This is a genomic window from Streptomyces oceani, assembly GCF_001751245.1.
Classification (GTDB): domain Bacteria; phylum Actinomycetota; class Actinomycetes; order Streptomycetales; family Streptomycetaceae; genus Streptomyces; species Streptomyces oceani.
Genome location: NZ_LJGU01000133.1, coordinates 123,141 through 148,208 on the forward strand (window position 1 = coordinate 123,141; position 25,068 = coordinate 148,208).

Here is a 25,068-nt window from a genome sequence, read left to right on the forward strand (position 1 = left end):
GGGCGCGCGCCCGCGCGGCACGCCCGGCGTGACGCCACCCCGGTCGGGTACGGCGACCGGGGGCCCGGCGCTCGCGGGCCGATCACCGTGTTGATCGCCCGTGCCGCCCGTGCGCTCCGAGAGCAGCCCGCCGGTTCGGGCACCCTGACGGACGGCGAGCGCGACCGGCGACGTGACCCGTACGGTGTGCACCAGCCGGTCCTCGTACGGCTCCCCGACCCGCCACAGCGCGCGTACCGCGTCCCGCTCCCGGGCACGGCGCAGCATCCGGGCGTTGAAACCGTCGAACTCCTCCTCGGCCGGCGGCCCGTAGGGCGACAGGCCCGGGTGCACGTGCGCGACGCCGGTCAACACCTCGCCGGTCTCCGTGACGCCCGGGTATCGGTCATGCTTCCGTACGAAGCGGTCCCAGTCGCCGCCGCCCTTCGGATGGCCCGGCGCGACACAGACGACCGACCAGGTGTGCGTGGTCTTGTCCGGCCGGTTCGTGTCCCTACGCAGCGCCCGCCCGCGCAACTGCACCACGGCGGTGGCCGTGGTGGCCTCCGTCAGGTCGACGAGGGTGTTGACGCCGCGCGCGTCCCAGCCCTCGCCCAGCATTCCGCGGGTGCCGACGAGCAGCCGGCTGCCGCCCTCCTCGAAGAACCGGGTCACCAGGGCGACCCAACGCCGGCTGGTCCAGGCGCCGGTGATCTCCACGCAGCCGTCCGTCCCGGCGTGTTGGGGCGGCGCGTCCAGCCGCAACTCGGGGGCGTGCGCCACGGCGTACGCCACGAACCGGCGCGCGGTCTCGGGAGCCGCCGCGACCGTTCGCCCCGTGACCAGTATCGGGTCCAACACGGCGGTACGCGGATCGGCGACCAGCTGGCCCAGCAACAGCCGGGCGGAACCGGCCTGCTCGTCCAGCACTCCGGAGAGGTCCGCGGGCAGCGTGGCGGTGGCGCGCTCATGATCGCAGAGCACCACCGCGCGCAACCGCTCCCCCAGGGCGGCGTGTTCGGCGGCGGCGATCTCCAGCGCGCCGGCGGACTTGGCGGCGCTGCGGGCCAGCAGCCGGTCCACCGGCGCGCGCCCGGCGCGTACGCCAGCGCGGGTCAGCCGGTATCCGACGGCCGGCAGAGCGGTTCGTACCGCCTCCAGCGCGCGGGCGTCGGCGGGTTCGGCGCTGCGGCGCAGACAGCGACGAACCCAGTCGTCCAGCAGACACACCCAGTCGGCCGCGGCGGGCGCCCGGCGGTGTTCCTCACGCAACCGGGCGCCCTCGGGCAGTGCGAGCAGACCGTGGTGGTGGAAGCGCAGCGCGGCACGGGCCATATCGGGGTGCTCGCGAGCGAACCGCTGCCAGCTGAGCGCCCGTTCGCCGCTGGCGGTACGGCGGCGTACGATCCGCTGGTCGAGCCAGGGCAGGAAGGGGCTGGCGGCGAAGTGCGGGTCCAGCAGCTGCGTGGTGAGCGAATTGAAGCGGGCCGTCTGGCTCCGTAGCCACTCGGTCTCGGCGGCGGTCGGCGGCGTGAGCCAGGCCAGTTCGGCGTACGGCGCGAGGTGGCCGGAGCGTACCGCCGCGGGGATGGAGGGACCGCGCAGGGCCGGCCCGAACAGTTCCTCCACCAGCGCGGCCTGACCGGGGGTGAGCCGGTCCGGCGGGGTGGCGGTGAGGCCGATCACAGTGGCCCGGGGCAGCTCGCGCAGCAGCTCCGCCAGCAACTCGCCCCAGGTGTCCAACAGGTGATGGCACTCGTCGAGCAGTAGCGTGACCTGGTCCAGGGCGCGCAGCGCCGCGACCAGTTCGCGACCGCCCGCCCGCAGCCGCGGGAGATGCCGACCGGCCGTCCCGAGCCGGTCACCGCCCTCCTCATCCACCTCGGCGTCGGGGTCGAAGGAGGCGAGTGCCTGGTACGTCAGCACGGTCACCGCACCGTTGAGCCCACGGTCGGTCCGGGCCGGCGGTGGGGCTGGTCGGAAGGCGGCCCACTCGCGGGCCCACTGACCCTGGATGGCGGTGTTCGGCCCGAGGACCACCACCGGGCGCCCGAGCCGCCGGGCCGTCTCCAGGCCGGTCAGCGTCTTGCCCAGCCCCGGCGGCAGCACCACCCAGGCGCGCCGCCGGCCGGTGGCGAGGGTTTCGGCCAGCCGGTCCAGCACCGCTGTCTGGTGCTCGTGCGGTCGCACGCCCGGCCGGCTGGCGGCGAACACCTCGGCCACCGCCGGGTGCGCGGTCACCAGCCGCGCTCGCGCCACTCCGCGAGGTGCGGACGCTCGTCACCGAGGGTGGTGTCGGAACCGTGTCCCGGATAGATCCAGGTCTCGTCCGGCAGCCGGTCGAACAGTTTGGTCTGCACGTCCTCCAGGAGGGTACGGAAGCGCTCCGGGTCCTCCCAGGTGTTGCCCACTCCACCGGGGAAGAGACAGTCACCGGTGAACACGTGCGGGTGACCGTGCGGGTCGTCGTAGATCAACGCGATGGAGCCCGGAGTGTGACCGGAGAGATGGCAGGCGGTCAGCCGTGCCTCGCCCACCCGGATCGCGTCGCCGTCCTCCAGCGGGACGTCGGTGGGGACGGGGATGCCCTCCGCGTCGTAGCGGCCGGCGTACGTACGGGCGTCGGTGGCCTGTACGACCGTGTCGAGGGCCTGCCAGTGATCACCGTGCTGGTGCGTGGTGACCACCGCGGCGATCCCGTCCTCCCCGATCAGCTTGAGCAGCGTCTCCGGTTCGTTCGCGGCGTCGATCATCAACTGCTCGCCGGTCGTCCGGCAACGCAGCAGATAGGAGTTGTTGTTCATGGGGCCGACCGCGATCTTGGAGATCATCAGCTCGGCCAGCTCGTGCACATCGGCGGGACCGCCGACCTTCACCGTTCCGTGATAAGGCATGGTCACACGGTAGAGGTTGCGTGCGGCATACGGCTGCGCGGGCGGCCAAGTTGACGCGAAGCCTTCCCTCGCCGGTCGCCCTCCGGGAGCGGGGGCGGGGCCGGGCCCGATGGCCGCCCCACCGACCACGCCCGCCGACCACGCGGGTCAGCTCGCGGGTCAGCGCACGGACTCACAGGGGCTCACAGCGGGGGCAGTGTGGGCAGCGACCCCGAGGCGGACAGGCCACTACCGCTCGTACGCCCGGTGAGCCATCCGACCAGCGCGGCGACCCGGCCGACGACCACCACCGGATCGTCACCCTCCGCACCGGTCCGCCAGCTGCGCCCGTCCTCCGCGCGCAGTTCGATGGCCTCCGGGATGGCCGGGTGGCCATCGAACCGGGCGGCCATGTTGGCGGTCTCCCGATCCAGGAAGACGGTCGGGAAGTCCTCCAGGGTGTAGCCGATGCCGAGATCGGCGTGGTGCAGCTCCACCTCGATCCACCGACGGAACGGGAGGCCCGCGGCGAGGTCGGTCACGCCGTTGCGCAGCTCCACGGTGCGCCGCCAGTCCTCCTCGCCCAGCCCGGCGAACAGTTGCTCGAGCCGGTCCGCGCTGTCGCTCAGGTCGTCGAGGTGAGCCGCCAGGCCCCGGTGGGCGTCCCGTTCGATGTCCGCGTCCCGGGCCTCGGCGCTGCTGTACATCGGACGGCCCCGCAGTGCGTTGCACAGCGCGTCGGCGTTCCGCGCGAGGTGCGCCAGCACGTGGCCGCGGCTCCAGCCGGGCAGCAGCGAGGGCTCGGCCAGCGCGTCGTCGTCCAACAGTGCGAGTGCGGTCAGCAGGCCGTCGGTGGCGTCACCCACGGCGGCGACGTCCGAGACCGTGTCGGCGGCGGGCGGATCAGGCACAGGCGAATTCATGATCCCCAACCTACTGGCGCCACTCGTCCGGGTGAAGGTCGCCAACAGCCCGCGTAAATCGAATACACGTGCTATATGCTCGCTCCGTGCGGCATCCGTGTCACATCCACGCGGCGCTGCCCATACCCTGGGGCCGGGGGCTCCGCCCCTCCGCACACATGGAAAGGTCCGTACCGGCGTGGCTGACCGTCTCTTCGTCCGTGGCGCTCGCGAGCACAACCTCAAGAACGTCTCCATCGACCTCCCCCGCGACTCCTTGATCGTCTTCACCGGACTCTCGGGGTCGGGGAAGTCCTCGCTCGCCTTCGACACGATCTTCGCCGAGGGGCAGCGCCGCTACGTCGAGTCGCTGTCCGCGTACGCCCGGCAGTTCCTGGGGCAGATGGACAAGCCCGACGTGGACTTCATCGAGGGCCTGTCACCCGCGGTGTCCATCGACCAGAAGTCGACCTCACGCAACCCGCGCTCGACGGTCGGCACCATCACCGAGGTCTACGACTACCTCCGGCTGCTCTTCGCCCGTATCGGCCATCCGCACTGCCCGGAGTGCGGGCGACCGATCAGTCGCCAGTCCCCGCAGGCCATCGTGGACAAGGTGCTCGCGTTGGAGCCCGGCAGTCGCTTCCAGGTGCTCTCGCCGCTGGTGCGGGAGCGCAAGGGCGAGTTCGTCGACCTGTTCAACGACCTGCAGACGAAGGGCTTCAGCCGCGCCCGGGTGGACGGCAGCACGATCCAGCTGTCCGACCCGCCGAAGCTCAAGAAGCAGGAGAAGCACACCATCGAGGTGGTGGTGGACCGCCTCACGGTGAAGGACAGCGCCAAGCGACGGCTGACCGACTCCGTCGAGACCGCCCTGGGACTGGCCGGCGGCATGGTGATCCTGGACTTCGTCGACCTGGAGTCGGACGACCCGCAGCGCGAGCGGATGTACTCCGAGCACCTCTACTGCCCGCACGACGACCTGTCCTTCGAGGAGTTGGAGCCGCGCTCGTTCTCCTTCAACTCGCCCTTCGGAGCCTGCCCGGAGTGCACCGGGATCGGCACCCGGATGGAGGTCGACCCTGAGCTGATCGTCCCGGACGAGGACAAGTCGCTGGACGAGGGCGCCATCCATCCCTGGTCACACGGGCACACCCGGGACTACTTCGGCCGGATCATCGGGGGCCTGGCCGACGCCCTCGGTTTCCGTACGGACGTCCCCTGGGCCGGTCTGCCGCAGCGCGCCCGCAAGGCGCTGCTGAACGGTCACCGGACACAGATCGAGGTGCGCTACCGGAACCGCTTCGGCCGGGAGCGGGCGTACACGACGGCGTTCGAGGGCGCCGTACCGTTCGTCAAGCGCCGGTACGAGGAGGCGGAGACGGACTCCAGCCGGGAGCGCTTCGAGGGCTACATGCGCGAGGTGCCGTGCCCGGCGTGCGAGGGCACCCGGCTGAAGCCGGTGGTGCTCGCGGTGACCGTACAGGGCAGGTCCATCGCGGACGTAGCCGCCATGTCGATCAGCGAGTGCGCGGAGTTCCTCGGCGCCATGACGCTGACCGACCGGGAGAAGACCATCGCCGAGCGAGTCCTGAAGGAGGTCAACGAGCGGCTACGGTTCCTCGTCGACGTCGGTCTGGACTACCTCTCGCTGCATCGGGCGGCCGGGACCCTCTCCGGCGGCGAGGCACAGCGCATCCGGCTGGCCACCCAGATCGGCTCCGGGCTGGTGGGGGTGCTCTACGTCCTGGACGAGCCCTCGATCGGGTTGCATCAGCGGGACAACCATCGGCTGATGGAGACCCTCGTGCGGCTGCGGGACCTCGGCAACACGCTGATCGTGGTGGAGCACGACGAGGACACCATCAAGACCGCCGACTGGATCGTGGACATCGGCCCCGGGGCCGGCGAGCACGGCGGCGCGGTGGTGCACAGCGGGCCGTTGCCGGAACTACTGGCCAACGAGCAGTCGGTGACCGGGCAGTACCTCGCCGGACAGAAGGCGATCCCTCTCCCGGAAGTGCGGCGGCAGCTGGACCGGGAGCGCCGGCTGGTCGTGCGCGGCGCCCGGGAGAACAACCTGCGGGACATCGACGTCAGCTTCCCCCTGGGCCTCCTCACCGCGGTGACCGGGGTCTCCGGCTCCGGCAAGTCCACCCTGGTGAACGACATCCTCTACACCTACCTCGCGCGCGAGCTGAACGGCGCCAAGATGGTGCCCGGTCGACACACCCGGGTGGACGGCGACGAGTTGGTCGACAAGGTGGTGCATGTCGACCAGTCCCCCATCGGTCGTACGCCACGCTCCAACCCGGCCACCTACACCGGCGTCTTCGATCACGTGCGCAAACTCTTCGCGGAGACGATGGAGGCGAAGGTCCGCGGGTACCTCCCCGGCCGCTTCTCGTTCAACGTCAAGGGAGGGCGCTGCGAGAACTGCTCGGGCGACGGCACGATCAAGATCGAGATGAACTTCCTGCCGGATGTCTACGTCCCCTGCGAGGTCTGTCACGGCGCGCGGTACAACCGGGAGACCCTGGAGGTGCACTACAAGGGCAAGTCCATCGCCGAGGTGTTGGACATGCCGATCGAGGAGGCGACGGAGTTCTTCGGCGCCGTGCCCGCCATCGCCCGGCACCTGCGCACCCTGAACGACGTCGGCCTGGGATACGTACGCCTCGGCCAGCCCGCGCCGACGCTCTCCGGCGGCGAGGCGCAGCGCGTGAAGCTGGCCAGCGAGTTGCAGAAGCGGAGCACCGGCCGCACGGTGTACGTCCTCGACGAGCCCACCACCGGGCTGCACTTCGAGGACATCCGCAAGCTGCTCGGCGTGCTGGAGGGGCTGGTCGACAAGGGCAACTCGGTGATCATCATCGAGCACAACCTGGACGTGATCAAGACGGCGGACTGGCTGATCGACATGGGGCCGGAGGGCGGCCACGGCGGCGGTCTGGTGGTCGCCGAGGGCACCCCGGAACAGGTCGCCGCGGAACCGGCCAGCCACACCGGGAAGTTCCTGCGGGATCTGCTGGGTGACCGGGTGAGCGACGCGGGTCACGCCATCGGCGGCGGGGCCGGTCACGGGAGGCGGAAGGCCGCGGACAAGGCGGCCGCCGAGCGGAGCCCGGCGAAGAGCACCGCGAAGAAGAGCACCTCGGCGAAGAGCCCCGCGAAGAAGGCCACGGCGGCGCGAGCCCGGAAGAAGTAGCCGCCGCCGGCCGGTCACCCCGGACGGTTTCGGTCAAGCGGGGCGTCGAGCGGCAGGTCGACTACGGCTCGTCCGGCGGCTGGCCGTAGGGTGCCCCGGGTGGAGAGCGAAGAGCAGCACGTCAGTCGACAGGACACCGCACGCCGGACCGTACTGTGCGGCACGGCGCTCGCGGCCCTCGGCGTGACCGGTGCGGCCTGCTCCAGCTCGGACGAGGGCGGGGAGGCCGCCGCCACGCCCACGGGCCCGGTCCGGCTCGGCCCCGCCGACGCGGTGCCGGTGGGCGGCGCGAAGCTGTACCGGGAGGAGCGTCTGGTGGTGGCGCGTCCCGGTGAGGAGGAGTTCCGGGCGTTCAGCGCGGTGTGCACGCACGAGGGCTGCGTGCTCAGCGCCGTACAGGGCCAGCATGGTGACTGTGCCTGTCACGGCAGCCGGTTCGACGTCCGTACGGGCGAGGTACTGCGCGGCCCGGCGACACAGGCGTTGCCGGAGGTGCCGATCCGGCACGCGGGCGGCGAGTTGACCGCTGGTCCGCGGGTCTGACCGACAGCGCCGTGACCGCCGGTCGGGGTGGCGCGTGCCAGCCGGTCCGCACCGTACCCTCGGCGCGCTCAGGCCGGTATGGGGGCGGCACCGTATCGGCTCAAGGCCGTTTGAGGCCGGTACGGTTCCGCTCGCTCACCAGCTCGCCTACGCACCGTTCTCACCCATTTCACTCAGGACCTCTGGTGTAGACCGGTCACTCTTGCCACTCTGTGCGGCTGTGTGCGCACAAGGCGCACTCAACTCCTGGCTCGGTAGGAGATGTTGTGATTCGAGTAGGGAAGCACGGAAGATCCGGCAGATCCGGCAGAGTTCGCGTCCACCACCCCACACCTCCCCGACCGCTGGTTCCGATGGCCACCGGACTGGCCCTGATCGCCGGATTGGCGGTCACCGGTGCGGCGTCCCCACCCAGCGCCCACGACGCGTCGGCCGTACGAGCGGCGGCCGACGACCGTGCCGCACCATCCGCACCGGCACCCCTCGGCGGCGGCCCGGGCAGCCCGGCCGGCGAAGGCATGGAGCTGTCCAGCACCAGTCGGCCGATCGCCCCCGGCACCGAACTGACCTCGTTCGAGCGGCTGAAGCCGGACAAGTGGCTGCGCGCGGACGCGCTCAGCGTCGACCTGAACGGCAGCGCGCGGGTCGACTACCTCTCCTCCGGCAAGGTCACGGACCGCCGTACGGTCAGCGAGCTGGCCGCCGAGCACGACCCCGGCCCCGGCAGGCGCACCGTCGCGGCCCTCAACGGCGACTTCTTCGACATCGACGGGACCGGCGCGCCGCTGGGCAACGGCGTCCGGGACGGCCGGATCACCCACTCCGCGGAACCGGGCAGCCAGGAGGCCGTCGCCATCGCACCGGACGGTGCCGGCCGCATCCTGGACCTGTACTTCGAGGGCACGCTCACGCTGCCGGAGGGCGAGCGGCGACTGGCCGCGTACAACGCCGCGAACGTGCCGGACGACGGCGTCGGCGTCTACAACGCCCAGTGGGGCGCCGCCGATCGGGCGCTGACCACGGCCGGGGCGAAGGAGGTCACCGAGGTGACCGTACGGGACGGCCGGGTGACCGGTGTCGCGGACGGGCCGGGCAAGGGCGCGATACCCGCCGGAACGACCGTACTGCTGGGCCGGGGCGGCGGGGCGACCACGCTCGCCGAACTGTCGCCAGGCGACCGCGTGTCGGTGCGGTACGACGTGCGTACGGACGACAGCGGCGAGGTGCCGCGGACGGCCGTGGGCGGACGCGGCCTGCTCGTCGTGGACGGTCAGCCGCAGGACTGGGAGGGCCGCCCGAACAACGAGACCGCTCCGCGCACCGCCGTCGGCTTCTCCAAGGACGGCTCGACGATGCACGTCCTGACCGTCGACGGACGCCAGCCGGCCTCCGGTGGCGTCACGCTGACCGAACTCGCCCGGATGATGAAGGAGCTGGGCGCGTACAACGCGCTCAACCTGGACGGCGGTGGCTCGTCCACCCTGGTCACCCGGCAGGCGGGCACGGACAGCCGGCAGGTGACCAACGCCCCCTCGGATGGCGAGCAGCGGAAGGTCCCCAACGGCCTGGCCATCACCGCACCGGACGGCAGTGGACAGCTCCGGGGATTCCGGGTGAGCACCGAGACCGACCCGGCCCACGCGCCGAGCGCCGACACCGTGCCCGAAGGACATCCCGAGAGGGTGTTCCCGGGACTGAGCCGGGAGTTGACGGCGTCCGGCCACGACGAGACGTACGGCCCCGCCGAGGGCGCCGCCCGGTGGCGTACGAAGCGTCCACGTGTCGGCACGGTGGATCAGGACGGCACCTTCCACGCCCGGGATCGCGGCACCACCCAGGTGACCGCGCGTCAGGGCGACGCACGCGGCGACACCCGGCTGGAAGTCCTGGGCGAGCTGCGGCGGGTACGTCCCTCCGAGCGGCGAGTGGCCCTGGCGGACAGCGCGGACACGGCCGGGTTCGGGGTGCTCGGCTTCGACCGGGACGGCAACAGCGCGCCCATCGCCCCCGCGGACGTCACCCTGGAGTACGACCGGGACCTCTTCGCCATCCAGCCCAATGTCCGGGACGGCGGTTTCACCGTCTCCGCCCGTACGGACCGGAAGGAGGTGTCCGGCACGGTCACGATGCGGGTGGACGGGCACAGCAGCACCCTCGGGGTCACCGTCGGCCTGCGTGACCAGCGCGCCGCGGGCTTCGACGACGCCGCGGACTGGACCTTCGCCGGGGCCCGGGCGGAAGGTTCGGTCGCCCCGGAGCCGGACGGCCGTGCGGGGACGGGGCTGCGGTTGACGTACGACTTCGGCCGCTCGACAGCGACCCGCGCCGCGTACGCCACCCCGCCACGCCCGATCCCGGTCTCCGGCCAGCCGCAGGGCTTCACCCTCTCGCTGAGGGGCGACGGCAAGGGGGCCTGGCCCTCGCTGCAGCTGGTGGACGCGAACGGCACCAGTCAGGTGCTGCGAGGACCGTACGTCGACTGGGAGGGCTGGCGGACGATCACCTTCGAGGTCCCGGAGGGGGTGGCGTACCCACTGAGCGTCAAGCGGTTCTACCTGGCGGAGACCCGGGGCGCCGAACAGTACTCCGGCAGCGTGGTGATCGACGAGTTGGTGGCCCACACTCCGCCCGAGCTGAAGCTGCCGGCCCCACCGACCGTACGGGACCGCCTGATCTCCACCGCCGCCGACGTACGGGGGCGGGACTGGCGGTTCGCGGTGCTGTCGGACGCGCAGTTCGTCGCCCGGGAGCCGGACAGCGACGCCGTACGGAAGGCGCGGCGCTCGCTCCGGGAGATCCGCGCGGCCAAGCCGGACTTCGTCGTGGTGAACGGCGACCTGGTGGACGAGGGCTCTCCCGAGGATCTGCGGTTCGCGCGCCAGGTGCTGGAGGAGGAACTGGGCGGCAGCGTGCCCTGGTATTACGTGCCGGGGAACCACGAGGTCATGGGAGGCGGAATCGACCGGTTCGTGGAGGAGTTCGGACCCGCACGACGCACCTTCGATCACAAGGGGACCCGGTTCCTCACCCTGGACACCTCCTCACTGACCCTGCGGGGCGGCGGGTACGACCAGTTCGAGGAGCTGCGCCGCCAACTGACCGCGGCGGCGAAGGACCCGGATATCCGGTCGGTCGCGGTGATCCAGCACGTGCCACCGCGTGACCCGACGCCGCAACGGGCCAGCCAGCTCACCGACCGCCTGGAGGCCGACCTGATCGAGGAGTGGCTCGGCGACTTCCGCGAACGGTCCGGCAAGGGGGCGCTCTTCGTCGGCTCGCACGTCGGTGTCTTCCACGCCGCGCGGGTGGACGGGGTGCCGTATCTGATCAACGGGAACGCCGGCAAGGCGCCCTCGGCACCGCCCGAGGCCGGCGGGTTCACCGGCTGGTCCATGGTGGGCGTGGATCGGCAGCGCGGGAACACCAAGCAGCGGTTCGCCGTACGAGCCGCCGCGCATGTCGACGGTCTGACGCTACGGGCACCCGAGCGGCTGACCGTGGGCGAGAGCGCGCGGGCCTCGGCGACGGTACGCCAGGGCACGGGCCCGGAGGCACGGAAGGTGCCGGTCGGCTGGCCGATGAGCGCGGACTGGTCGGGGTCCTCCCGGAACCTCTGCGTCGGGGAGGCGAAGCGTGCGCAGCGGCGCTGCGTGGCCGCGTACGACCCGGGCAGCGGGACACTCAAGGCGCTCCGCGAGGGCACGGTCACGCTGACGGTGCGGGTGAACGGCGAACGGGCGGAACAGCGGGTGGTGCTGCGTTAGGGACTCTCGTTTCGGTTCATCCCGAAGCCCGGGAGCGGAGCGCTACCCATGAGACCGCCGGGGTCCGGCCCCGGCGGTCTGTCGCGTCGGCGGGTGCGGTGCCGTCAACACCGCACCCGCCGGACGCCGCGGATCAGAGTTCCTTCCCCGCGGTCTCGTCCTTCGTGGACTTGTCGTCCGTCGAGTCCGCCTGCTTCCTGGAGGCGTACAGGCTGGTGATCGTCGTGACGATCAGCACGGCGCAGATGACTCCCAGCGAGACCGGGATGCTGATCACCGGCACGTGCACTCCGGCCTCGTGCAGCGCGTGCAGCACGAGCTTCACGCCGATGAAGCCGAGGATCACCGACAGGCCGTACGACAGGTGGACCAGCTTCTTCAGCAGACCGCCGATGAGGAAGTACAGCTGCCGCAGGCCCATCAGGGCGAAGGCGTTGGCGGTGAAGACGATGTACGGGTCCTGGGTGAGGCCGAAGATCGCGGGGATGGAGTCCAGCGCGAAGAGCACGTCCGTCGTGCCGATCGCCAGCATGACGATCAGCATCGGGGTCATCAGCCGCTTGCCGTTCTCCTGGATGAACAGCTTGGTGCCGTGGTACTGGTCCGTGGAGGGGAAGCGGCGCTCCACCATCTTCAGGAAACGGTTCTCCTCGTACTCCTCGTCGTCCTCACCCTTGCGCGCGTCCTGGATGAGCTTCCAGGCGGTCCAGATCAGGAAGCCGCCGAAGATGAAGAAGATCCAGGAGAAGGCCGAGATGATGGCGGCGCCGGCGGCGATGAAGCCGGCCCGCAGGACCAGCGCGATCAGTACGCCGACCATCAGCACCCGCTGCTGGTAGATGGACGGCACCGCGAACTTCGTCATGATCAGCACGAACACGAAGAGGTTGTCCACACTGAGCGACTTCTCGGTGACGAAGCCGGCGAAGAACTCACCGGAGGACTGGCCCCCGGCGGTCAGGAAGATACCGATCCCGAACAGCACCGCGAGAACGATCCACACGGTCGTCCAGATTCCGGCCTCCTTGATAGAGACCTCGTGCGGCTTGCGGCCGCCGATGAAGAAGTCGACCGCGATCAGGGCGCAGAGGCCCACGACCGTCAGGACCCAAACGGAGAAAGAGACATCCATGAATGCGTTATACCTCCGGCGGTAGTTGCCTGGAGGTCTCTTCCGCCCGGCTACGCCTCGGCGCCGTCGGACCGATACCCCGGGGCCGTGTTGACGACCCGTATTGACGGGGACACCGCGAGCTTGGGAATACTCCCCTCCGCTGCGCTTATCATAGACGAGGGTCAAGGAAAGGCAAAAAGACCCCCGCCGCCGCTCGCACGACCCCCGTTGACCCGCTGGGAGGCCGACGGCCGGCCGGTCACCGGTGGGGCGGACCGACCGGCTGACCGCTCCGCCGCACCGACATCCGTCAGCGCCGGCCGTACGCCTGCCGGGCCACCGCGACCTGCTGGAGGACCTGGGAGAGCACGGAACTTCCGGGCGGCGCCAGCATGGGCTCGTACGTCCAGGCGTGGCCCACCCACGGGTCCGCCAGGTGATCGTCCGGCACCGCCGTGATCCGCAGCAGGGCCCGCCACAGCGGATCGAGCACCGGGCCGTAACCCTGGGCCTCCTCACGGTCGGCGACCATGAGCACGTTGACCCCGACCGCGGGGCCCTCGTCGACGAGGTAGCGCAGCTGGGTCACCGAGCGGTCGTCGAAGCCGTGCGGGAAATCATGCACGACCAGGAGTTGCTCGGCCGTGTCCAGGTCCGGGGGCAGGGATGCGGTGGCCCGGTTGCGTACGGCCATCTGCACCAGGTCGACACGCTGTGTCAGGCGCTCCAGCGTCTGTGTCACACCGGCCGCGCCTCCCGCCGGGGGCTCCCGCAGGGCTCCGGACTCCAGCAGCGGCACGAGAGAGGGCGCGGCGGATCCCGCCGGATCGATGACGTTCAGCGTGAAGTCGTCCACCGGATACACGGCCACCAGCCGGGCCGCGATCGCCACCGCGGCCTCCACCGCGCGCCGGCGCACCTCGTCCGAGCTAACCGGGGTGGAGCCGGAACCACTGCTCCCACTGTCGATCCACAGGCCACGCTCCAACGGCAACCGCACCAGCATCGGAATCCGCAGGTCCGTGCGCTCCGGCAGGCTCAGATCGCCGAGTCGCAGGGCCATGGGCGACTCCATGGGCACCTCGTACGCCTGCCAGACCGGGTTGTCCCACCGCGCGAAGGGACAGGGCAGTGCCGGCTCCACCACCTCGGCCTCCGCCAGCAGCTGTGAGAGGTCCCGGTCCAGCACGGAACTCGCCTGCTCGACCAGCTGGGTGTGCTTGGTCCTGGCCTGCTCACGCGCGGCGTCGGCGACCGGACCGACCCGAGTGGCGGGGTCGGAGAGCACCTTGTCCAGCTCCTGCTCACGGCGTGAGTCGGCGAAGTCCACCGCTGAGCGGTAGGCGGCGACCGTACGAGCCATGTCCTCGAACATGCCCCAGACCTGGTTGTAGAGCCGCTCGTCCATCGACCAGCCGGTGGCGTCCCCAGCGACCGGCGCGGGCGCCCCGGACGCTCCACCCGAGGAGGCCGGCGGTGTCGCGGGGGCGGGGGCCGGCGGGGCGGCCGGAGGCGGACTCGGCTGCGTGGGGCGGCGGTTCGGGTGCTGGTAGTTGACCTGACCACCGTCGGAGCCGCCGCCGGCTGGTACGTCCGCGCTGCCCTCGCGGGCGCCTTCGCGGGTCACCTCGCCGTCGCCCTGAGCGGCCCCTGCGCCGGAGGCTGGCGCGTTGGCGCCGCTGGGAGAGTTGCGGTGGGCCGAGCCCGCCGAGGTGCTGCCCGCTGACGTGGCCCCCGCCGGGGTGGTCCCGGCAGCGGCGCTGGCCGAGGAGGTGGCGCCCTGTCGGGTTCCCCGGACGGCGGCCGGTGGCGGGGCCACGGCACGAGCCATACCCTCCGTGACCGCCGTGTTGATGGTTTCGGCGAGTTGACGGGCTTCCGTCAGCCCCTGGTCGCTCAGCATGTCGGCCAGACCACCGGCGTATCCCTGGCCGACCGCGCGTACCTTCCACACGTCGTGCCTGCGGTACAGCTCCAGAGCCACCACGGCCGATTCTCTGTCCAGGCCGATGACGGTGTAATTGGCGATCTCGGCGCCGTCCAGGTCCGTCACCGCCAGGAACGGCGCGGTCACGGCACCGAAGCTGGTCGGTCCGCCCACCCCGCTCGGAAGCGCCAGCAGTACGTTCACCCGGTGCACCGGCTCCGGAAGCGCCCCCAGGTCAACCGCCAGCCGGTGCTCGGCAGCGGCCTGTCTGGAAACCTCCAGACCGGGCAGGTGTGGATCGGCGGGGTGCGCTATCCAGCCCGCCTCACGCATGTGTCCCTGCTCGTCGTTGAGCGTCGCCCCTGCCACGATCGGCTTCCCGGACGACACCCGGATCTCCAAGCGGGTCTCGGGCAGTGCGTGGTTCTGTCCACGAACCAGCTCGGCCGTCATGTTCTACCCCTCTGCTGCTTCCGCATCAACACAGACCCCGTACGACGCCGACCAGGTCCGCACCCGTGGCTCCGGCTCGCACACGGCCCCGGGCGTGGCCCGGTCCTGCGAACTGGTCCTTACAAGTGCGGGACGATCGAGGGCATCAGGTCCTGGAACGTACGTCCGCTGGCCGGCTCGCCGATCGCGGTCATCTGCCAGCCGCCGCCCTGACGGCCCATCTTGGCCATGATCTGCGCGGTGTACTGGCCGCCACCGGTCAGGGTGTACCGGGCCATCTCCTGGCCAGTGGTCTCGTCCAGGAGCCGGCAAAAGGCGTTCTCCACCTCGGCGAAGGTCTGCCCCGTGAAGGAGTTGACCGTGAACACGATCTGGTCGATGTGCACCGGCACCCGCTGCAGGTCGACCATCACGGCCTCGTCGTCGCCACCCTGGCCGGCTCCACCGGTCAGGTTGTCGCCGGAGTGCCGAACGGAACCGTCGTCGCTCACCAGGTGCCGGAAGAAGACCACGTCCACCGGCTGCTTGTCCGCGAACAGCACCGCGGAGGCGTCCAAATCGATCTCCTTGGAACGCTTGCCGAACAGTCCACGACGAGGAGCTGCCTGCCAGCCCAGCCCCATGCGCACCGCGGTCAGCGTGCCCCCGTCGGATTTCTGCAGGTTGATTGCCTGGCCCTTGGTCATGTTGACCGTCACAGCGGTACCCCTCTCAGCGTTCTCCCCCGCCGTCATCACGGCGGGCTCACCGCAGCTTACGCAGTACTTCCCGCACCCTATGCAGTGCGACTGACACTCCGGCCGCGGCCTCGGCGCTTTGTGGCGGTCTTGCAACACTCGCCCCGGCACATCGGCTACTTCAGCCCGGCCTCGCGCATCTGTCGCAGCTCCTTCTTCATCTCCCCCAGCTCGTCCCGCAGTCGGGCCGCGACCTCGAACTGCAGCTCCGCGGCGGCGGCCCGCATCCGCTCCGTCATCTGCTCGATCAGCTGGGCCAGTTCCTCCGCGGGTCGGTCGGTGAGTCCGCTCCCCTCGCCCTCGGCTCCCTTCGGCCCCCCACCGGTCTGCGCCCGCTCCGCCGCCCCGCCCAGGGCCGGCACCGGCGCCTTGGCCGGCTTGTCCTTGTCTCCGCCGACATTGCGGTATCCGGTGCCGAGCAGTTGCTCGGTGTCGACGTCCTCGCGCGCGATGTCCGCGACGATGTCCCCGATCCTCTTACGCAACGGCTGCGGGTCGATGCCGCGCTCGGTGTTGTAGGCGATCTGCTTCGCCCGCCGCCGGTTGGTCTCCTCGATGGCGTTCTCCATCGCGGGAGTGATCTTGTCGGCGTACATGTGCACCTGCCCGCTGACGTTCCGCGCGGCCCGGCCGATGGTCTGGATCAAGGACCGGCCGGAGCGCAGGAAGCCCTCCTTGTCCGCGTCCAGGATCGACACCAGCGAGACCTCAGGCAGGTCCAGCCCCTCGCGCAGCAGGTTGATGCCGACCAGCACGTCGTACTCGCCGGTCCGCAGCTCCCGTAGCAGCTCGACCCGCCGCAGCGTGTCCACGTCGCTGTGCAGATAGCGGACCCGGATGCCCAACTCGAGGAAGTAGTCGGTCAGATCCTCCGCCATCTTCTTCGTGAGCGTGGTGACCAGGACCCGCTGGTCCCGCTCCGTCCGGGTGCGGATCTCGTGCACCAGATCGTCGATCTGACCCTCGGTGGACTTGACCACCACCTCCGGGTCCACCAGACCGGTGGGCCGGATGATCTGCTCCACCACACCGTCGCCCCGGGCCATCTCGAACGGGCCCGGGGTGGCCGAGAGATAGACCGTCTGACCGATCCGCTCGAGGAACTCCTCCCACTTCAACGGCCGGTTGTCGATAGCGGAGGGCAGTCGGAAACCGTGGTCGACCAACGTCCGTTTACGTGCCGCGTCGCCCTCGTACATCGCGCCGATCTGCGGCACCGTCTGGTGTGACTCGTCGATCACCAGCAGGAAGTCGTCCGGGAAGAAGTCGATGAGGGTGTGCGGGGCCGAGCCCGGATCGCGGCCGTCGATGTGCCGGGAGTAGTTCTCGATTCCGGAGCAGGTGCCGATCTGGCGCATCATCTCGATGTCGTACGTCGTCCGCATCCGCAGCCGCTGCGCCTCCAGGAGCTTCCCCTGCCGCTCCAGCAGCGCGAGCTGCTCCTCCAACTCCGCCTCGATACCGGTGATGGCCCGCTCCATCCGCTCCGGCCCCGCGACGTAGTGCGAGGCGGGGAAGACGAAGAGTTCCCGGTGGTCCGAGATGACCTCGCCGGTGAGCGGATGCAGGGTGGACAAAGCCTCGATCTCGTCGCCGAACATCTCGATCCGGACGGCCAGTTCCTCGTACACCGGGAAGATCTCCACCGTGTCGCCACGCACCCGGAAGGTGCCGCGGGTGAAGGAGACGTCGTTCCGCGTGTACTGGATGTCGACGAAGCGACGCAGCAGCTCGTCCCGGTCATACTCCTGACCGACGCGGAGCGGAACCATCCGGTCGACGTACTCCTGCGGGGTCCCCAAGCCGTAGATGCAGGACACCGAGGCCACCACCACCACGTCGCCGCGCGTGAGCAGCGAGTTGGTGGAACTGTGCCGCAGGCGCTCCACCTCCTCGTTGATCGAGGAGTCCTTCTCGATGTAGGTGTCCGTCTGCGGGACGTACGCCTCCGGCTGGTAGTAGTCGTAGTACGACACGAAGTACTCGACGGCGTTGTGCGGCAGCAGCTCCCGGAACTCGTTGGCCAACTGGGCCGCGAGGGTCTTGTTCGGCGCCATCACCAGAGTCGGCCGCTGGAGCTTCTCGATCATCCACGCGGTGGTGGCGGACTTGCCTGTGCCCGTCGCGCCGAGCAGCACGACGTCCTTCTCGCCGCCCCCGACCCGCCGGGCCAGGTCCTCGATGGCCGCCGGCTGGTCACCGCTGGGTTGATAGGGGCTGACGACCTCGAAGGGGGCCGTTTTCCGTTCGATCTCAGTGACTGGCCGCATGCCGTCCACGGTACGGCGCGGCTACGACAACCGCGGGGACGGCGAGGAGGACCGTCGTCACTCGTTCAACTCACGGTAACCGACTGATCGGTTGCGTGTAGTGACCAATGGGCAGAATTCCTACGGTCCGTGCGTAAACCGACACGAGGAGTCGTCATGTCGAACCGCCCCCGTACCACTGCCGTGAGTGTCCTGCTGGGGATGACCGCGATGTTCCTGGCCGGCACCCCGTCCATCGCCGCCGCCTCCGAGCAGGACCCGGAGGCCGCCGACAGCCCGCTCGTCGTCGCCCATCGCGGGGCCTCCGGATACGCCCCGGAGAACACCCTCGCCGCCGTGGACAAGGCCGCTGAGCTGGGCATCGAGTGGGTCGAGAACGACGTGCAGCGCACCCGGGACGGCGAGCTGGTCGTGATGCACGACACGACACTGGACCGTACGACGGACGTGGAGCGGGTCTATCCGGACCGCGCTCCCTGGCGGGTGTCCGACTTCACCGCCGAGGAGATCGCCCGGCTGGACGCGGGAAGCTGGTTCGACGAGGAGTTCGCCGGAGCCCGGGTGCCCACCCTGGAGAAGTACCTGGACCGCGTCGGCGCCCATGACCAGAACCTGCTGCTGGAGCTGAAGTCCCCGCAGGACTATCCCGGCATCGAGGGCGAGACCCTGAAGGAACTCAGCAACGAGGGCTGGCTGGACCGCGAGCACCTGCGCGACAGGCTGGTCGTCCAGAGCTTCGAGGCGGACTCCGTACGGACCGTGCACGACCTCGAGCCAGCCGTGCGGACCGGATTCCTCGGCACGCCCGGCACGGACGAGTTGGCGTCCTACGCCGAGTTCGCAGACCAGATCAACCCCAGGCACACCGATGTCACCAAGGACTACGTGGACGCCGTACAAGCGGTGCCCGGACCGCACGGTGAGCCGCTGGAGGTGCACACCTGGACGGTCGACGACGCCACGGAGGCCCGGCGGGTCGCCGAGGCGGGCGTGAACGGCATCATCTCGAACGTCCCGGACGTGGTGCGGGACGCGACGGGCGGCTGATCCGCGGCGCGCTCCGAGCGAACGGCAAGCCGCCGGCAGCGGTTCGCCCACAGCGGCGCCGGCGCCGGTGTCGACGCCCGTACGCCCGTGCCGATGCCGCTGACACCAGTACGCCGGTGCCGGTGTCAGCGACAGCCCGTAAGGTACGGGTGTGTCGCGGACCTCATCGACCGGCTGGGCCTGGACCCGCCTCGAAACCCCCATCGGGCCGCTGCTCTTGGCGGCCACCGAGGTGGGGCTGCTGAGAGTGTGCTTCCACGCCCACGCGGACGTCACCGAGCGGGCCGTCGGTGAGCTGCGCGCGCGACGGGGTGTCGCGCCGCTGCCGTACGGCCGGGGTTCGTCGTGGGACACGGCCGCCGCCGGGGGCACCGGACGGGCCGCCCCGGAGGGCGGCTCCGGCATCGGCGACGCTGCCGATCCGGATGCCGCGGGGGCGGGTGTGACCGCCGCGCACCCGGTGCGGGTGCTGAGCGACACGGTGGACGAGCTGACCGCCTATTTCCACGGGTCCTCGCGCGGCTTCACGGTGCCGCTGGACTGGTCGCTCACCAGCGGCTTCCACGAGCTGGTGCTGCGTGAGCTGGCCAGCCGGGTGCCCTACGGCGGCACGGTGGGCTACCAGACGCTGGCCGACCGGGTCGGCGAGCCCGGCGCCGCCCGGGCGGTCGGCCTCGCCATGGGGGCGAACCCGCTGCCGCTGGTGGTGCCGTGTCACCGGGTGCTGGAGAGCGGCGGTGGAATAGGCGGGTTCGGCGGCGGACTGGAGACGAAGCGTGCCCTGCTCGCCCTGGAGGGCGTACTCCCCGAACCGCTGTTCCCGCTGGACTGATCCGTGCCGCGCGGGTCGAGCGGCGGGGCGCCGCCGCCAGTGCGTACGCGTCAGAGCTTGACGTCCTGCTTCTCCAGGAAGGGCACCGGGTCTACCGCCGAACCGTAGGCGGGGGTGTCCCGGACCTCGAAGTGGAGGTGCGGACCGGAGGAGTTACCGGTGTTGCCGGAGCTGGCGATGCGCTCCCCGGTGTTCACCTTGTCGCCCACCGAGACGTCGAACTTCGACAGGTGGGCGTACTGGCTGTACTTGCCGTTGTCGTGTTCGATCACGATGTTGTTGCCGTACGCCCCGCCGTCGCCGGCGGTCACGACCGTGCCCTCGTGCACGGCCTTCACCTCGGTCCCCGTCGGGACACCGAAGTCCTGCCCCGAGTGGTCGGAGGACCAGCGGTCGCCGCCCGTCCCGTAGGACGCGGTCAGGGTGTACTTGTCGGAGATGGGCTTCACCCAGGAGTTCGCCTTCTTGGCTTCCTTCTTCTCCTTGTCCGCCGCGGCCTGATGCTGGGCGTCGGCCTGCTTCTGGGTGGACTTCGCGAGATCGCCCGCCGTGGCGGCGGCGAAGGAGTCCTGCGTGGTGTTCGCGTCGATCGCCGCAGCGACGCCGGCGCCCGCCATCATCGATACGCCGAGCCCTGCGGTGAGCACTGCGACCTTGCCACGGGTGGGACGGACGGCGCTGTTGAGGGTGATCTTCTTGAACATGCGGGTATTTCCTCCGGAAATTCAGGGGATTCCATGGCTTTCCGCCAAGACACGGACATTGGTAACCCGCTCTTCCGTCATGCCCCAAAACCCGCGGTTACTAGGCATGTACGTACGTTCATGATGAAAAGATATGATCAGGACACCGTCTGAGTGCGTCAGCGAGTCACTACGGTCAGCACTCATCGGACGGACTCCGCCGGCGTGTGCCCGGGCATACGCCGGGTCAGCGCTGAGCTGACGAATGAGGAATTTCCGGGAATACGAAGCCGAGGATCGGCGGTCGTATCGCCGCGTGGCGTCCTACCCCGTCTCGTATTCCGCTTATCGCCTGTGCTGCACCTCACCAGCCCTGAGGTATGACCGGGGGTTTTCTGTGACCTGGCACACGTGTTTACCGGGGCTCGCGGGCGCGGCCGTCCGTAAGGCTCAGCGTGGATACACCTGGAAGGCCACCCCGCGCCGTCCGCCGAAGCGCTCCCCCACCTCGTCCATGGCCGGCAAGAGGAAGGATCGGGCGTACGCCGCCGGCTCCTGGTCGCTGAGCGCCGCCAGGTAGGCACGGTGTTCGGCCAGCGAAGCCACCGCCCGCCGCACCGAGTCCTCCGTGACCGCGACCGCGTGCGTCGGCGCCGGAGACGCCGCCACGGCGACCCATCGCACTCCCGCCCAGGGCTCCAGGTCGTCCTCGGTCAGCTGGTCAGCGAAGATCCAGCGGTTGCCGGCGTCACCGACCGCGTCGAGCGTGGCGCGGCCCACCGCCCGGTGATCCGGGGTGTTCCAGTGGGTGCCGCCGAACGTGTCGTGGTGATTGAGGGTGATCACCAACTCCGGACGCCAGACCCGTACCGCCGCAGCGATGTCCCGCCGCAACGCCACCCCTTCGGTGATCATGCCGTCCGGGTGTGCGAGGAAGGTCACGTCCTGCACTCCTACCAGGGCCGCGCTCGCCCGCTGCTCCGCCTCCCGCGTCCGGGCGCACTCCACCGGCTCCAGGGTGTCGATGCCGGCCTCACCACGCGTCGCGAGCAGGTAGCCCACCTCACGTCCGGCCGCGGTCCACTCGGCCACGGCCGCGGCGGCGCCGTACTCGAGGTCATCGGGGTGGGCGACGACCGCCAGCGCCCGCTGCCAGTCCTCCGGCATCGGCTCCAGCTGATGCGATCGCTCCCCGAACACCGCGTCCTGCTGGCTCATCTTCCGTCCTCCGTACACCGTTTCGCCCTGGAGGGAGCGGCCACCGTCCGGTGCCGCCGGTGAACGGGCGTCAACCCGGCTCCCCGCTCTCACTCCTCGGACCGGTGTTCCGCCTGATCAGGGCCCCGACCTTGGGCACGTCCCGCACTCGCCGCTTCACACCTCGGACACAATGTCTCTCCACGATTCTGCCAACCCCCTGGTTCACACGTCGTCAGCACTGCCCTTCAATCGCATGCAGTACGAGCACCACCCGAAAGGCACATCCCCATGCCCACGCGGAACCGCACGCGCAACCGCTCGTCCCTCGCGCACCAGGTCCGTTACGCCACCCAGCATCCGACGCGGATCGCCCCGTACCTGCGTCGACTCGCTCGGGACTGGAACATCCGGCGCAGGACCCGCGGCGACCACGTCGCGTACTACCGTGCCGTGATGAAGTCGGACACCAGCAGGAACCCGCGGGGAGCGGTCGGCACGCCCACCGAGCAACGCTGGAACGCTCTGGGCAAGATGCAGTTCGACTACCTCACCGGGCACGGGCTGTCCCCGGACGACCGGATGCTGGAGATCGGCTGCGGCAACCTGCGGGCGGGCCACCGCTTCATCGACTACCTCGAGTCCGGCCACTACCACGGCGTCGACATCTCCCCGGACATCCTGCTCGCCGCCCAACAGACCCTGGCGGACCAGGGTCTGCAACACAAGCTGCCGTATCTCACGATCGTCGGGGACCTCCGACTGACCCATCTGCCGGACGACGCCTTCGACGTGGTGCACGCGCACAGCGTCTTCTCGCACTCCCCGCTCACGGTCATCGACGAGTGCTTCCGACACGTCGGCCGTGTCCTCGCCCCCGGTGGCTTCTTCGACTTCACCTACAACCGGACCGACGGCGAGGAACACCAGGTCCTGAACGAGGACTTCTACTACCGGCCCAGCACGCTCGCCGCGCTCGCCGAGGTGCACGGTCTACACGCCCGGGTAATGGACGACTGGGAGGAACTCCCGCACAAACAGTCCAAGATGCGGGTCAGGGCGGCGAACGCCGCCGAGAGCGTGACGGATACGGCCGCCCCCACCCAGACCGCCGAGCAGCCAGCCCGAAAGAAGCCCCGGAAGGAGCCGCCCCGAAGGACCTCGGCCCGAAAGACCCCGGAGACGCCCGACACGTAGCCGCTCGCCCTCGAAAGCCCGGACCCGCCGGCGGTTCCACTGGCCGCCCGGGCCGGTGACCCGAGCGGCCCGAACAGGCGTCCCGACCGTCCGACCCGTCCGGCGCCGCCTCGCCGGTGAACAGGCCGCCCCCAACAGCCAGTAGGAGGAGTCCCGCCTCCATGCAGAAGCCACCCGAACCCGAGTCCGAGGCCGAGGCGCAGGCCGGCGCCGCCTACGGAGGCGACGGCACGCCACTCAAGCGGGCCATCGGACCCGGCCTGCTGATCCTGTTCGTCGTCGGCGACATCCTCGGCACCGGCATCTACGCCACCACGGGCGAGGTCGCCGGCAAGGTGGGCGGCGCCCTGTGGGTGCCGTTCGTGATCAGCTTCCTGGTCGCCCTGCTCACCGCGGCCTCGTACGTCGAACTGGTCGGCAAGTACCCGAAGGCGGCGGGTGCCGCGCTCTACACCCAACGAGCGTTCAACCTGCCCTTTCTGACCTTCATCATCGCCTTCATGGTGATGTGCTCGGGGCTGGCCTCCGCCAGCGCGGCCGCTCGCGCGTTCAGCGGCGACTACCTGCAGGAGTTCGTGGACATCCCGCCCACGTTGATCGCCATCCTCTTCATCCTCGCGCTCGCGTCGCTCACGCTGCGAGGGGTGGCGGAGTCGGTGAAGACCAACGTGGTGCTCACGGTGGTCGAGGTCACCGGTCTGCTGGTGATCATCGCGATCGGCGTGGTCGCGGTGCTGAGCGGCGACGGTGAGCCGGCCCGGCTCACCGAGTTCGACACCGGCGAGGGCTCGGGCGCGGTCTTCGGCGGCGTGCTCGGCGCGGCCGCCCTGGCGTTCTTCGCGTACGTGGGCTTCGAGGACTCCGTGAACATGGCGGAGGAGACGAAGTCGCCCGCACGCTCGTTCCCCCGCGCCATCTTCCTGGGTGTGACCATCACCGGCTCGGTCTACGTCCTGGTGGCGCTCATCTCCTCGCTGCTGGTTCCCGCCGGCACACTGGAGCAGTCCAGCGGCCCGCTGCTGGAGGTGGTCAAGGCTGGCGGCATCGAGTTCCCGCCCAAGCTGTTCGCGCTGATCGCGCTGTTCGCGGTGTCGAACAGCGCGCTGATCAACCTGATGATGGCCTCCCGGCTGGTGTACGGCATGGCCAACGAACGGGTTCTCCCCCGTGGCATGGGCCGCGTCCTGCCGAACCGACGCACGCCGATCGCCGGCATCGTGTTCGTGTCGATCATCGCGATCGGGCTGGTCTCCACCGGCGAGATCGGCGGTCTCGGGGACACCACCTCCTTCCTGCTGCTGTGCGTGTTCTTCGTGGTCAACATCGCCGTGCTGGTGTTGCGCCGGGACCCGGTGGAGCACGCGCACTTCCGTACGCCCACGGTGCTGCCCGTACTGGGCGCGGTCACCGCGCTCGTGCTGGCCAGTCCGCTGGCGGACCGGGACACCGGGGTGTACATCCGGGCCGGTGTCCTGGTGGCGATCGGAGTGGCGCTGTGGGTGGTGAACAAGCTGTTTCTCCGGGCGGAGCACAAGCGGTCCGGGAAGTCGGAGCTGTCCCGGTCCTGAGCCCTTCGCGAAGTCGGGCCGCGCGCCGGGCGGTTCGCCCGTCCGTACACTGGCCCGCCATGAAAGCCGCCCCCTGGCCCTCCGGCCCCGCCCCCGACGCTTCCGTGGTCCCGCTGGGCCGCAACCGGGTGTTGCTGACGCTGCCCGCCGTGGTCCTGCTGCTGGCCCCGGGCGGCGCGGGCCTGTTCGGTGCGTGGGCGGCGGCGACCGGCCAACCGTCCGTGCCCTCGAATGACGTGGGTACGTGGGCGGGCATCGTCTTCCTGCTCGCGCTCGGGGTCCTGGGCGCGGCGGTGCTGCTGGCCGTGTGGCGAGTGCGGCACCAGCGGCTGGTCGCCGACGACACCGGCCTGTGGCTGCTCGACGGACGGCGGCACGGCCTCGTCCCATGGGCCTCGCTGGCCGGCGCCGGACTGTACTGGTCCCGGATGCGCTGGATCAAGGCGTACACCCTGGAGCTGTGTCCGAGTGTTCCGGTCCGTACGGACGACCCCGTGCTGTGGTCGTTCGTACGTGACGCGGAGCCGCTCCGCCCGGGCTTGCCCGATACGCGCTACCGCGTGCCCGTACCGCCCGGCACGCGTGAGGCGGTGGAACGCCTGGTGCGGCCTCGGGTGGCGCCGTCGGTGTGGTTCGGCGAGGTCGAGCAGGCGGTGGGTTACGGCGGGCGGCCGGCCCGTACCGCCTCCGGCGCGCCGCGTGCCCGGAGGCGGTACGGGCGCGGCTGACTCGCGCGACCGGTCGGGCTGCCTCTTGGCGGACCGTGTCGCTCCG

At 70.4% G+C, this 25,068-nt stretch carries 17 protein-coding genes; 8 read left to right on the forward strand and 9 right to left on the reverse strand.

Translation table 11 applies throughout. The annotated features are described in order from the left end of the window. From AN216_RS18245 to AN216_RS18255, 3 genes are all read right to left on the reverse strand, one after another. A partial coding sequence (locus tag AN216_RS18245; RefSeq protein WP_170843161.1) for a DEAD/DEAH box helicase family protein occupies positions 1 to 2,220 on the reverse strand: 2,220 nt, incomplete at its 3' end. Then, positions 2,217 to 2,873, reverse strand: a complete 657-nt coding sequence (locus AN216_RS18250; RefSeq protein ID WP_070197763.1) for an MBL fold metallo-hydrolase — start codon at positions 2,871 to 2,873, stop codon at positions 2,217 to 2,219. The genes AN216_RS18245 and AN216_RS18250, both read right to left, overlap by 4 nt. A gap of 182 nt (positions 2,874 to 3,055) precedes the next feature. Further along, entirely contained in the window at positions 3,056 to 3,775 is a 720-nt protein-coding gene (locus AN216_RS18255) for a maleylpyruvate isomerase family mycothiol-dependent enzyme (protein WP_070197764.1), read from the reverse strand. A gap of 178 nt (positions 3,776 to 3,953) precedes the next feature. Between AN216_RS18255 and uvrA the strand changes: the two genes are divergently transcribed. The 3 genes from uvrA (at position 3,954) to AN216_RS18270 (ending at position 11,269) form a co-directional block, all read left to right on the forward strand. Then, a complete protein-coding gene (gene uvrA, locus AN216_RS18260; protein ID WP_070197765.1) occupies positions 3,954 to 6,962 on the forward strand; it encodes an excinuclease ABC subunit UvrA in 3,009 nt (1,002 codons plus the stop codon). 99 nt (positions 6,963 to 7,061) lie between these two features. Beyond that, entirely contained in the window at positions 7,062 to 7,505 is a 444-nt protein-coding gene (locus AN216_RS18265) for a QcrA and Rieske domain-containing protein (RefSeq protein ID WP_070197766.1), read from the forward strand. A 353-nt stretch (positions 7,506 to 7,858) separates the two neighbouring features. Further along, positions 7,859 to 11,269, forward strand: coding sequence for a phosphodiester glycosidase family protein (locus AN216_RS18270; RefSeq protein WP_070197767.1), 3,411 nt, complete (start codon positions 7,859 to 7,861; stop codon positions 11,267 to 11,269). 133 nt (positions 11,270 to 11,402) lie between these two features. Here the strand turns inward: AN216_RS18270 and AN216_RS18275 are convergent, their stop codons facing one another. The 4 genes from AN216_RS18275 to uvrB all read right to left on the reverse strand — a co-directional run bounded on the left by AN216_RS18275 (position 11,403) and on the right by uvrB (position 17,770). Beyond that, positions 11,403 to 12,401, reverse strand: a complete 999-nt coding sequence (locus AN216_RS18275; RefSeq protein ID WP_070197768.1) for a TerC family protein — start codon at positions 12,399 to 12,401, stop codon at positions 11,403 to 11,405. 292 nt (positions 12,402 to 12,693) lie between these two features. Next, positions 12,694 to 14,763: a TerD family protein gene (locus AN216_RS18280; RefSeq protein WP_070197769.1), complete on the reverse strand. Its 2,070-nt coding sequence runs from the start codon at positions 14,761 to 14,763 to the stop codon at positions 12,694 to 12,696. Positions 14,764 to 14,882: 119 nt separating this feature from the next. Further along, entirely contained in the window at positions 14,883 to 15,461 is a 579-nt protein-coding gene (locus tag AN216_RS18285; protein WP_070197819.1) for a TerD family protein, read from the reverse strand. A 155-nt stretch (positions 15,462 to 15,616) separates the two neighbouring features. After that, positions 15,617 to 17,770 (reverse strand): excinuclease ABC subunit UvrB, encoded by a 2,154-nt coding sequence (uvrB, locus tag AN216_RS18290; protein WP_070197770.1) that lies wholly within the window; start codon positions 17,768 to 17,770, stop codon positions 15,617 to 15,619. A gap of 156 nt (positions 17,771 to 17,926) precedes the next feature. On the opposite strand from uvrB, the gene AN216_RS18295 reads away from it, so the two are divergent. Both AN216_RS18295 and AN216_RS18300 read left to right on the forward strand, forming a co-directional pair. Next, positions 17,927 to 18,817, forward strand: a complete 891-nt coding sequence (locus tag AN216_RS18295; RefSeq protein ID WP_079166729.1) for a glycerophosphodiester phosphodiesterase — start codon at positions 17,927 to 17,929, stop codon at positions 18,815 to 18,817. 151 nt (positions 18,818 to 18,968) lie between these two features. Further along, positions 18,969 to 19,649 carry a methylated-DNA--[protein]-cysteine S-methyltransferase gene (locus tag AN216_RS18300; RefSeq protein ID WP_070197771.1) on the forward strand — a complete coding sequence of 227 codons (681 nt, stop codon included), beginning with the start codon at positions 18,969 to 18,971 and terminating at the stop codon, positions 19,647 to 19,649. 50 nt (positions 19,650 to 19,699) lie between these two features. Here the strand turns inward: AN216_RS18300 and AN216_RS18305 are convergent, their stop codons facing one another. Both AN216_RS18305 and AN216_RS18310 read right to left on the reverse strand, forming a co-directional pair. Next, positions 19,700 to 20,353, reverse strand: coding sequence for a M23 family metallopeptidase (locus tag AN216_RS18305; RefSeq protein ID WP_070197772.1), 654 nt, complete (start codon positions 20,351 to 20,353; stop codon positions 19,700 to 19,702). A 429-nt stretch (positions 20,354 to 20,782) separates the two neighbouring features. Next, positions 20,783 to 21,550: a PIG-L deacetylase family protein gene (locus AN216_RS18310; protein ID WP_070197773.1), complete on the reverse strand. Its 768-nt coding sequence runs from the start codon at positions 21,548 to 21,550 to the stop codon at positions 20,783 to 20,785. A gap of 270 nt (positions 21,551 to 21,820) precedes the next feature. Here AN216_RS18310 and AN216_RS18315 point away from each other — a divergent pair, with 270 nt between their 5' ends. From AN216_RS18315 to AN216_RS18325, 3 genes are all read left to right on the forward strand, one after another. Beyond that, positions 21,821 to 22,726, forward strand: coding sequence for a class I SAM-dependent DNA methyltransferase (locus AN216_RS18315; protein ID WP_070197774.1), 906 nt, complete (start codon positions 21,821 to 21,823; stop codon positions 22,724 to 22,726). 161 nt (positions 22,727 to 22,887) lie between these two features. Beyond that, the gene (locus tag AN216_RS18320; protein WP_070197775.1) at positions 22,888 to 24,294 is read left to right on the forward strand and encodes an APC family permease; all 1,407 of its coding nucleotides are present in this window, start codon (positions 22,888 to 22,890) and stop codon (positions 24,292 to 24,294) included. A 59-nt stretch (positions 24,295 to 24,353) separates the two neighbouring features. Continuing rightward, complete coding sequence (locus AN216_RS18325) at positions 24,354 to 25,022, forward strand: YjgN family protein (protein ID WP_139140951.1); 669 nt, start codon at positions 24,354 to 24,356, stop codon at positions 25,020 to 25,022. Positions 25,023 to 25,068: the final 46 nt, after the last annotated feature.